Origin of the sequence: Mesotoga sp. UBA5825, from assembly GCF_002432955.1 — a bacterium.
GTDB lineage: Bacteria > Thermotogota > Thermotogae > Petrotogales > Kosmotogaceae > Mesotoga.
The window spans coordinates 502-9,938 of sequence record NZ_DJHG01000045.1; the positions used below are offsets into that span (position 1 = coordinate 502).

Genomic DNA, 9,437 nt, shown 5'->3' on the forward strand with positions numbered 1-9,437 from the left:
CTTCCCGCTCTTCCAACCTCTTCCCTCTGGCCTCTTACGTCTTTTTTTGCGAGAGATCACGGAAGAAACCCTCATTGCAGGAAAGTGCTATACAATTGCCGAAAGGTCTGTCAAGAACTCGGTTACGTCGTCTGATTTCGACTCGAAGAACTCTTTCGGACAAGAATCGGCAGTTATCTCGCCGTCCTTCAAAAAGATTACCCGATTTGCTATATGCTTTGCGAATTCGGTCTCATGGGTGACGATTATCATCGTCCTCCCTTCTGAGGAGAGCTTTCTGATTACTCTCATTACTTCGCCTACAAGAGACGGGTCTAGGGCCGATGTGGGTTCATCTAGGAGAACAATGTCGGGATTCATGACGAGCGCTCTGGCTATCCCCACTCGCTGTTGCTGTCCACCGGAAAGCTGAGAAGGGTAACTTGTAAGTTTTTCGCCAAGATTCACCTGCCTGAGTTGAATTTCGGCGGCCTTTCTTGCATCTGCCCACTTCATACCGTTCACCTTCACGAGAGGCAGAGCAACGTTATCGACAATCCTCAAATGACTAATCAGATTGAATCTCTGAAATACGAATCCAACCTTTGATCTGAAAGATCTAATTGATTGTCTCGTTCTCTCTACCTGTCTCCCCTTAAAGAAGACCTCGCCTTCATCGGGGGTTATTAGGTTGTTAATGCATCGGAGTAGGGTCGTCTTTCCCGCACCAGAAGAACCCAGGACAGCTATCACATCGCCTTCTTTGACGTCGAACGAGACGTTTTTCAAGACAGACAGCCCATCGAATGATTTTGAGAGGTTCGAGAGCTTCAAAATTACGTTTCTTTCTGTCATGGAATGGCAAGCCTCCTTTCAAGTATCCTTCCTACCAGAGAGATCAGCGATGTCATAAACAGGTAACAGGCGGCAAGTAAGATATACGCTTCAAACACTGCCAAGGTCTGTGTTCCCACCTGTCTGGCGCGCATCGTGAGATCGCCAAGGGCTATGACCGACACCAACGAGCTGTCCTTGATGAGCGTTACGAGCTGTCCGATTAGAGGGGGAATTGAGATTCTAAAGGCTTGTGGAAAGACTATAGAGAACATTATCTGACTTCTGTAGAGTCCCATGGCCTCTCCGGCTTCCTTCTCTCCAGAAGGAACTGCGGCTATCCCCGCTCTAAAGATCTCGCCTACGTATGCTCCCTCAAATAAAGAAAGTGAGACAACTCCCGCCCAGAATCTATCGATGTTAACTGCAGAACCGAAGCCGTAGTAGACTAGAAGAATGACCACCAGTAACGGCATGTTTCTAAAGAACCAAACATAGAGAGTCCCCGCGTCACGCAGCAGATTGACTTTTGAATCTCGTGCAAGTGCTACCACAATTCCCACGATTACTGCAAGAGCAAGAGCGATGACGCTTAGCTGGAGAGTAGTGACGATCCCTTCGATGAAGAGTTTGTAATACCTGGCAAGCGATCTCCAGTTAAAAGGATACACAGCTGAGACTGATGAATAAGAGAACCAGAGCATTCCTGCGACTATTACTCCCAGAATGATTTTCGACATCGCTCTTGTCATAATTCTTTCCTTAGAACTCCGGCTGGTATTTCACGAACCAGTAGTTTTCAAGCTCTTCCAGTGTTCCAGTTGTCTTTACCCACTGAATAAAGGTGTTCAACCACTGAAGTGTTTCAAAGTCTCCCTTTGCAATTGCTACGCCAAAGTCCTCTCTTGTCAGTAGTTCTTCCGTCACATCGAGCTGATCGTATTTCTTTGCCATAAATCTTGCATAAATGGAGTCAAAGATCATTGCGTCGGCCCTTCCGGAAGCAACCTGGAAGGCAGCTTCGTCGATCGTCTCAAACATAAAGATCTGGGCATTGGAGAGGAGTCTGGTTGCTGCTTCTGCGCCCGTCGAACCAAGTTGTACAGCGATCTTGACATCGGGATTGTCCAGGTCTTCCTCGGTGGGTGGAACCGTGTACTTGTTTGTGTTGTAGAGAATTATCTGACCCACTGTCAGATAGGGATCAGAGAAGTTAACTCTCAGAGCCCTTTCCGGAGTTATAGTCATTGCAGACCAGATTATGTCGAATTTGTTTGACATCAGAGCAGGGATTATTCCATCCCAGTTCACAACTACGAATTCCAGTTTCACGCCAAGGATTTCGGCCATCCTCTCGAGGATCTCCACTTCCAAACCGATTCGTTCGCCATCGGGATTGGTTCCATAAAGGGGCATATAACCTGCGTCCTGCCCAACTCTCAGAACACCTCTTTGCCTAACGTCGTCGATCAGACTTCCAAATGCCATTGTCATACAGATCAAAACTGCAAGTACCAGGAACTTCTTCATTCCACACCTCCAATAAAAAAAGACCGGGCCATAAGCCCGGTCTGTTGATTTCCTTAAGAGAGCACGACTAGAAGGTGCCGCCTCCCTCAACCGGGCGCCACAGTCTGTGATGATGAAGCTTGTTTGTCATAAAGAATGAATTCGAACTAACTCTCACACAGATCACCTTCGTAGTGTTTTGATAATTGATAGTATCAACATCTTGTACAGAATGTCAAGTTACGATTTCTGCAAATCTGTTAAGGAATGAACAGCGCTCTACAGGATTCTCTTTATTTCGCCTATGATTCTCTCTGTCTTCTCTGGATTAATGACGATATCAACAGATCTGGCATCTATCTTGTAGACCGGAGAAAGGTCGTATTCTTCAATCCATTGCGAGTACAACCTGTCGAGCTGCTCCCAGTAAGCTATTGGAACTGCAGTCTCCATCTGTCTTCCTCTCCGCCTTATCCTGGAAAGAATCGTATCGACGTCCGCATCGATATAGACCAGCAAGTCAGGCTTCTTCAAGTACTTTATCATTGAATCGAACATTGTCACATAAGCTGCGAATTCCCTTTGAGACATCTTCCCTGTCTCAAAAAGGTTGCGAGCAAAAATCTCTCTGTCTTCATATATCGAACGATCGAAGACGGTGTTGTCTTTCTCTTCAGCCTGTTTCAAAGAACAGTACCTGTGAAATAGAAAGTATGTTTGGAGATGATATGACCATCTCTTTTGATCGTAATAGAAATCCTCGAGGAAGGGATTGTCGGAAACGGATTCGTAGTGAATACTGAATCCAAGACCTTCTGCAATAGCGCTCGCTATAGTAGACTTACCTGCGCCAACATTCCCGGCCAAAACAATAATCTTGCCCAAAAGAACACTCCTCCGCCATGAATGAATATGTCTTAGAAATTCTATCATCAATACACTTGATCGGCTACAAATTGAGATCCAGTAGACCTTTCTTTTGCTTTAGTCCTCAAAGCTATTATATTTCTATACAGTGGTCCTAATGCTGATAACGGTCGGGTAATGTTGTATAATAAATATGTACTTAGGTCGAGTTCGCGCGTTGCAAAGGAGGGATAGAAATGAAGAAACTGTTGTTACTAGCTGTTGTTCTTGGTCTGGCTATCGCCGTTTTTTCCGAACCACTAATCGTTTGGCCCGATAAGGCTCATGGTAAGCCGCTGGTAGCGGGTCTGCACTTTCCCGTCTATGGAGAGGCAAAGCTAGACGTTTTTGGAAACATAACGGGATGGACGGGTCCTAACCTGGGCTTGGGCTGGACATGGAAGACCTATTTTAGTCCACTCGAGCTTCAGAAGATTAATCTCTACTATGAATTTGGAACGAATGTTGTTATCTTCCCATACGTTGGAGTCGGCTTTGATTACGCACTGGTGCTTCAGAACAACCAGACACTTCTGGTCGGAGCAGGTGTTTCTGCTTCACCATTAACCGTTCTGGGCTTTTTCTTCGAGTCACCTTCAGCGATTCTATCGTCTGTCTTGAGTTCGGTGAGACTGAATGTCGCGGTAGTTTTTTGATTGACAGATATGTATAATTGACCCCGAAAGGGGTCTATTTTTTTGAGCGAACATGAGAAGAACGAAGAATCTGAAGAGCTTCAAGTAGTGAATCAACAAGACAGCGAGATCAAAGCCGTGTTGCAGAAATACACGATAGTCGCTGTGATAGTCCTGGCAGTGGTTATTATGCTGCTCTCTTCAAGAGGCCTGGTCGAAGAATTCGACCCCGAGATGGTTTATCCCGCTATAGAAGAGACCGCTCTTCTTTTCGTCAACCAGCACGTGCTTTCAGGAGAGGTGAAAGTTGACCACTTGGAGTTAGTATCCGTTGAATACGCGGAAGTTGATTGGGGAGAGTACTCTTACGAGGCACAGATTGAGTTTTCCAGTTCCGGTACAACTGAAAGTATTTTCACGTCATGGTATTACAGGATCAGGGATGACAATATCGACCTCGCCCGGTACTCATTCGATGGACTGGAGTGGTTTGAACCCTAACTGTTATCATCCTTGCTGTATGCGAGAAATTGCTTCTGGAGAATGAACATACGTTGACTTAATGAGGCCATTAAGTGTAAAATCAGTAAGTAGGATAGGTTCGATATCACTTAAAAGGGGGTAATTTGATGAAAAAAGTCCTTATTCTTGTGGCAGTTCTTTTGGTTGCATCTGTTTTTGTGGCCGCTCCGAAGAACTTCATTCTTGGCCATGGCCTATATGGAGATGTAGTGTATGATCTAGCAGGAAACATCACCGGCTACGAGGGAATGGATTTCTATCTATTCCAGGCAAGCACTTACTACGAAAAGCCGATGACACCAAATGAGCTAAACGCTTATACTTTCGATGGGAAGTTCCTATTCTTCATCCCTGTGTTCGGCAGAGGATGGGAATTCATTCTGAGGCCGGTTGATAATATAGTTCTCAGTGCAGGACTTAGTTTGCTATACAACTTCCTCCCCGGGCCATATCTATACTTGACCATACTTCTCTGAGCCTTTCAGAGATGAGAAAAGACGGTGTGTATGCACCGTCTTTTTCTTTGATTTGTGCTTATATGTGCTGCAGACTATTCTCATTGTAGGCCGACTGGTTTCCTGGAAAAAGTCTCCATCAAGCAACCAGTTTAGGTTCTAATCTATTTACTGCAACTGCTTAATACAAGTCAGAGGAGCGCAAGAATAACTGTTCATAACGATGAATTTTCTTAACTAGTATAGAATTGAATCAGACTAGCATTTCCACTATGGACAGATTCTTTTTCGGTGCTATTGAGGAGGATTGTTTTGAGAGAACTTAGAGAAGATGTGAAGTACATAATCGAGAAATCGATCGAAGCCGTTCAACCTGAGAGCTCGGTAAAAAAGGCGATCGAAAAGGCGGGGCTAACCGGTCCGATATTTCTTCTTGCGATTGGAAAGGCAGCATGGAGAATGGCCAAGGCAGCAAAGGAGAAGCTCGGCGATGAAATCGAACGCGGTGTAGTCATTACTAGATATGGCTACAGTCAAGGAGAAATCGAAGGCATAGAGATATTTGAAGCGGGGCACCCGATTCTAGATAGGAAGACAGTCGAAGCTACCGATCATGCGCTGAAGTTAATTGAATCCGGCAAGCCCGATAAAATCCTCTTTCTTATATCGGGGGGAGGATCGGCACTGTTCGAAAAGCCTGCCGATGGCGTTGCTTTCGAAGATCTTGTGGAGGTTAACAACAAGCTTTTCCGCTCCGGTGCTAGTATCGTCGAGATCAACACAGTAAGAAAACGACTTTCTTCAGTGAAGGGCGGCCGTTTTGCAAGGCTCGTCGCTCCGTCACAGATATATACACTTGTTCTTTCAGACGTTCTTGGCGATCGCTTGGACTCTATAGCGTCCGGGCCGACTTATCCTGACAGCAGTACAAGCGAAGAAGCACTTGCCGTGATCGAGAAGTATGCGCTCAATCTCAGGCCCGAAGTTGTTGAAGCACTGAAGAAGGAGACTCCTGATAGACTTCACAACGTTCAGACCGAGATAATCGGAAGCATCACAAGAGCCTGCGAATCGGCAGCGACATTTGCTAGAGAGCTGGGCTACAACTCTTCAATAGTCACCACCTCACTAGACTGCGAAGCGAGAGATGCCGGAGTCTTCTTGGCCGCAATCGCAAGAGAAGAGCGCTTCAACAGACCTACAAAGAGACCTGCGGCGTTGATACTAGGTGGCGAAACGGTAGTGCATGTTCGGGGAGAAGGTCTCGGAGGCCGTTGTCAGGAGATGACTCTCGCCTTTGCAATCGCAGCAGATGGAATGCAGAACGTAACACTCGCATGTGTAGGTACAGACGGCATTGATGGTCCTACCGATGCGGCTGGAGCAATTGTCGATGGAAACTCTATGAGCAGAATGATCGATGCCGGAATAGATCCGCAACTGTTCCTTCTCGATAACGACTCCTACCACGCTCTGGACAAATCAGGTGATCTATTCAAGACAGGCCCGACGGGCACGAATGTCAACGACCTCATAGTGCTGCTGTGCGAATAGTGTCGATAGATGTAATAATAGAAAGAGGGAATTGACCGCTCATCCAATTCCCTCATTTCATAGGTCTTCTATTTGATTGTCCATCCTACCATTCCCCTTACATAGTATCTCTGCAAGAGGACGTAAATGAGAACGGGAACTATCATGACGAGCAATGACGCGGCCGAAAGCAGTCCCCAGTCAACATGGTAAACACCTCGCATCAGCGGGATTCGTTGAGTCGCGAGCAGCTTTTCCGGTGAGTAGATAAGGATAAGTGCAAGAAAGAAATCACTCCACACCCAGGTGAACTGCAGAGCAGAGGCAGAAGCAATAGCGGGGAATGCATTAGGGAGAACCACGCGGAAAAATATGCCGAAGTCGCCGGCTCCATCGATTCTTGCGGCCTCTTCCATGTCTGCAGGAAGAGTCTTGAAGTAGTTGCGCATGAAGAAAGTTATCCACGGAATTCCCCACGCAGTATGAAGCAATATGAGTCCAAAGAAGGTGTCCACCAACCCAAGGTTGCTCATGATTCTGAAAATGGGTATGGCTATCATCTGCTGAGGAAGAGCAAGCGTTAGCACCACTGTCAATATGAAGGTCTTTCTCAATGGGAATCCGTACCTCGAGATTCCGTAGCCGGCCAGTGTCGCAAGAAGCAGAGGAGCAATAGTAGCTGGAATCGCTATCATTAGCGAATTTATCATTCCCTTGTATAGAGCCGCTGTCCGGTGATTCAACGCTCCGGAGAAGTTCGAGAGAGTCGCATTGAAGGGCTCGAGCTTCCACCATCCATCGATTACCTCGCTGAAAGGCCTCAAGGCCGTCATAACAACACCCATAAGAGGCAGTATCCAGATTAGAGCAACTATCCAGGCTACAACAGTCTTCACAAGAGTCTCTCGTCTCGTTCTCTTCATTCTGCCTCATCCCCCGCCGACTTCATCATTGGTATCGCCGCTAGAAGAGTCGAACCTGCGATTAGCACTGCAACAACAGCAGACTTTCCAAAATCCCACTCTCTGAAGCCGTAGAGATACATCTGGAGCGCCAAGACGTTAGATGAGCCGCCTGGCCCACCCATCGTTGCAATGTAGACAATGTCGAAGACCTTCAGCTCCCATAGAAGCGTCATTGTAAGGACTACAACAGTTATAGGTTTCAGCAGGGGGATAGTGATCTTGAAAAGCATCTTCGCCTTCGAAGCTCCATCTATCTGTGCTGCCTCATAGTATGTGCTTGGGATTGTCTCGAGTCCTGCAGAATAGAGAATCATGGAGAAACCTGTCCATAGCCACACCGAACCGAAGATCAGCGCAAACAAGGCCGTCTCTGGATATGCTGTCCAGGTTTTCGTTTCTAATCCAAGTATCTGAAGAACAAGGTTCACAACGCCCACGTTCTCTTCGAACATGAATCTTATCATTATTCCCCCAACGATCATAGGCATTACCATTCCGAGGAAGATCACGGACTTGACAATCCCTCCACCCTTAACACCTCTCAGAAGAACGGCAAGAAAAAGACCGACGATGGTCGTCAGCGGTAAATGAATGGCTATCCAGAGGATATTGTGGATCAACGAACCATAGGGAAAGCCTCTACTGAATCCTCGCGTATCCAGAATGTCCCTGCTGGAGAAAACCTCAATGTAGTTCGAAAGTGAGATCTTTCCGTCATCGTCCACGAAACTTAGAAAAACCGTATTCAGAGTTGGATACAGAACGAAAACGACCAGGAGAAACAAGGCAGGTAGAATGAAGTACAAGAAGTGTTTTAGCTTAGCCTTTCTTACAGCCAACTATCTCACCTCCGAAAAAAAGTAGTGGGACCCTCAGGGCCCCACTACAGTTCAAGAATTAATTAGGCATCTTCTCGTCAAGATCCATTAGAGCGTCATTGAGTCTTTCTGGGCGGACCCAGATGAGCTTCAGTTGATCCCAGAATGCGGTTTGCCATAGACCACCAATAGAGTCATCAAGATCGTTGAGAGTTTGAACTCCCTCAGTGAGTTTCGCGATTTCCATGTCGACGGCCGGGTAGTTATCCATAGCTACTTCGACCGTTGCTATATGGCCACCCTGTGCGACCTGAATGCTCTGCCCTTTTTCACCGGCAAGGAATTTCACGAGCTCGAGAGCTTCCGCCTTGTTTGTGGCGAATTCTGGAACGAAAGCGTAGTCGATACTGAAAACCATTCCTCGATTCCCCGGGAGGCTGAAAACAGCGAGATCATCGGCATCTTCTACCATTCCGGTTATCCATTGCCCCATGAAGTATAGGCCATAATCTCCTTTCCACCACTGTTCCAGTATCGTTGTCCACTCAGTTGGTACACTGAAGAATCCTCTCTCGATCAGATAGACTAGCTTGCCCATGGCATTTCGAACGGCATGGCTTCTCCATGATGTATTCCCTTCGATAAGATCCTTCTGAAGTTCCGGCCCACCGAACGTTATCAAGAAGTGCTCTGTGACATCAGAAAGAGGCCATCCTACACCATTACCACTTGCAATGGCATTTTTCACTCCAGGCAACGAGTCGATTTTCTCAAGAAGTGCAACAAACTCCTCCCAGGAAGAAGGGACTTCCAAGTCGTGAGCCTCAAAGAAGGATTTTCTGTACCAGAAACCCGGTTTTACCTTTGCCGTGTAAGCTATTCCATAGACCTTTCCGTCTGCGGTTGTTACGTTGTCAAGCGCGCCCGGAATATAAGCATCTCTGTCAATTACATCGGTAAGCTCCGCTATGTTCTTCGTGTTGTTTGTTATGAAACTAGACCACATGAATATCACATCAGCGGGAGCCTTCCTTGCGGCAAACTGAGCAGGTAAGACATTTGCCAGATCCTCTGCCCTGTAAGTCTGATAAGTGTAATCAATTCCCGTTTCTGCCTTGAATGCCTCCAGGACCGGAATGAAAGCATCCATTTCGGAGCCGGACCAAGGTCCGATTACCGAGACGGTACCTGCAAATAGCGCAGTGGTAACTACAAGAAGAACTGCTACCAAAAGCTTCTTCATCAAAAATACCCCCTTTTTCAATGATCGATGTGCTTTTT

11 protein-coding genes are annotated in these 9,437 nt (G+C 46.6%); 4 read left to right on the top strand and 7 right to left on the bottom strand.

The features are described from left to right. Window positions 1-87: 87 nt before the first annotated feature. From B3N33_RS04575 to B3N33_RS04590, 4 genes are all read right to left on the bottom strand, one after another. Entirely contained in the window at window positions 88-834 is a 747-nt protein-coding gene (locus B3N33_RS04575) for an amino acid ABC transporter ATP-binding protein (protein ID WP_214059898.1), read from the bottom strand. Then, window positions 831-1,565 (bottom strand): amino acid ABC transporter permease, encoded by a 735-nt coding sequence (locus tag B3N33_RS04580; protein WP_099829394.1) that lies wholly within the window; start codon window positions 1,563-1,565, stop codon window positions 831-833. The genes B3N33_RS04575 and B3N33_RS04580 overlap by 4 nt, the downstream gene beginning before the upstream one ends. A 10-nt stretch (window positions 1,566-1,575) precedes the next feature. Further along, on the bottom strand, window positions 1,576-2,343 hold the full coding sequence (locus B3N33_RS04585; protein WP_292592308.1) for a transporter substrate-binding domain-containing protein: 768 nt from the start codon (window positions 2,341-2,343) through the stop codon (window positions 1,576-1,578). A gap of 258 nt (window positions 2,344-2,601) precedes the next feature. Further along, on the bottom strand, window positions 2,602-3,207 hold the full coding sequence (locus B3N33_RS04590) for a deoxynucleoside kinase (RefSeq protein ID WP_214059900.1): 606 nt from the start codon (window positions 3,205-3,207) through the stop codon (window positions 2,602-2,604). A 218-nt stretch (window positions 3,208-3,425) separates the two neighbouring features. Between B3N33_RS04590 and B3N33_RS04595 the strand changes: the two genes are divergently transcribed. From B3N33_RS04595 to B3N33_RS04610, 4 genes are all read left to right on the top strand, one after another. After that, window positions 3,426-3,884, top strand: a complete 459-nt coding sequence (locus B3N33_RS04595; RefSeq protein WP_099829397.1) for a hypothetical protein — start codon at window positions 3,426-3,428, stop codon at window positions 3,882-3,884. A gap of 42 nt (window positions 3,885-3,926) precedes the next feature. After that, window positions 3,927-4,364: a hypothetical protein gene (locus B3N33_RS04600; protein ID WP_292588105.1), complete on the top strand. Its 438-nt coding sequence runs from the start codon at window positions 3,927-3,929 to the stop codon at window positions 4,362-4,364. Window positions 4,365-4,492: 128 nt separating this feature from the next. Continuing rightward, window positions 4,493-4,861 carry a hypothetical protein gene (locus B3N33_RS04605; RefSeq protein ID WP_214059902.1) on the top strand — a complete coding sequence of 123 codons (369 nt, stop codon included), beginning with the start codon at window positions 4,493-4,495 and terminating at the stop codon, window positions 4,859-4,861. 291 nt (window positions 4,862-5,152) lie between these two features. Then, a complete protein-coding gene (locus tag B3N33_RS04610; protein ID WP_214059903.1) occupies window positions 5,153-6,394 on the top strand; it encodes a glycerate kinase type-2 family protein in 1,242 nt (413 codons plus the stop codon). Window positions 6,395-6,462: 68 nt separating this feature from the next. Here B3N33_RS04610 and B3N33_RS04615 read toward each other — a convergent pair whose 3' ends face one another. From B3N33_RS04615 to B3N33_RS04625, 3 genes are read right to left on the bottom strand one after another with little or no spacing between them, the layout of a single operon-like run. Next, window positions 6,463-7,296: a carbohydrate ABC transporter permease gene (locus tag B3N33_RS04615; RefSeq protein ID WP_214059904.1), complete on the bottom strand. Its 834-nt coding sequence runs from the start codon at window positions 7,294-7,296 to the stop codon at window positions 6,463-6,465. Next, window positions 7,293-8,177, bottom strand: a complete 885-nt coding sequence (locus B3N33_RS04620; RefSeq protein ID WP_099829402.1) for a carbohydrate ABC transporter permease — start codon at window positions 8,175-8,177, stop codon at window positions 7,293-7,295. Before B3N33_RS04620 ends, B3N33_RS04615 begins: the two co-directional genes overlap by 4 nt. Window positions 8,178-8,235: 58 nt before the next feature. Beyond that, on the bottom strand, window positions 8,236-9,399 hold the full coding sequence (locus tag B3N33_RS04625; RefSeq protein ID WP_214059906.1) for an ABC transporter substrate-binding protein: 1,164 nt from the start codon (window positions 9,397-9,399) through the stop codon (window positions 8,236-8,238). Window positions 9,400-9,437 lie beyond the last annotated feature (38 nt).

What these genes read in the sequence shown, in the direction of transcription:
- B3N33_RS04625 (WP_214059906.1), bottom strand. Translation starts at nt 9,399, where the DNA reads ATGAAGAAGCTTTTGGTAGCAGTTCTTCTTGTAGTTACCACTGCGCTA.
- B3N33_RS04575 (WP_214059898.1), bottom strand. Translation starts at nt 834, where the DNA reads ATGACAGAAAGAAACGTAATTTTGAAGCTCTCGAACCTCTCAAAATCA.
- B3N33_RS04585 (WP_292592308.1), bottom strand. Translation starts at nt 2,343, where the DNA reads ATGAAGAAGTTCCTGGTACTTGCAGTTTTGATCTGTATGACAATGGCA.
- B3N33_RS04595 (WP_099829397.1), top strand. Translation starts at nt 3,426, where the DNA reads ATGAAGAAACTGTTGTTACTAGCTGTTGTTCTTGGTCTGGCTATCGCC.
- B3N33_RS04615 (WP_214059904.1), bottom strand. Translation starts at nt 7,296, where the DNA reads ATGAAGAGAACGAGACGAGAGACTCTTGTGAAGACTGTTGTAGCCTGG.
- B3N33_RS04605 (WP_214059902.1), top strand. Translation starts at nt 4,493, where the DNA reads ATGAAAAAAGTCCTTATTCTTGTGGCAGTTCTTTTGGTTGCATCTGTT.
- B3N33_RS04580 (WP_099829394.1), bottom strand. Translation starts at nt 1,565, where the DNA reads ATGACAAGAGCGATGTCGAAAATCATTCTGGGAGTAATAGTCGCAGGA.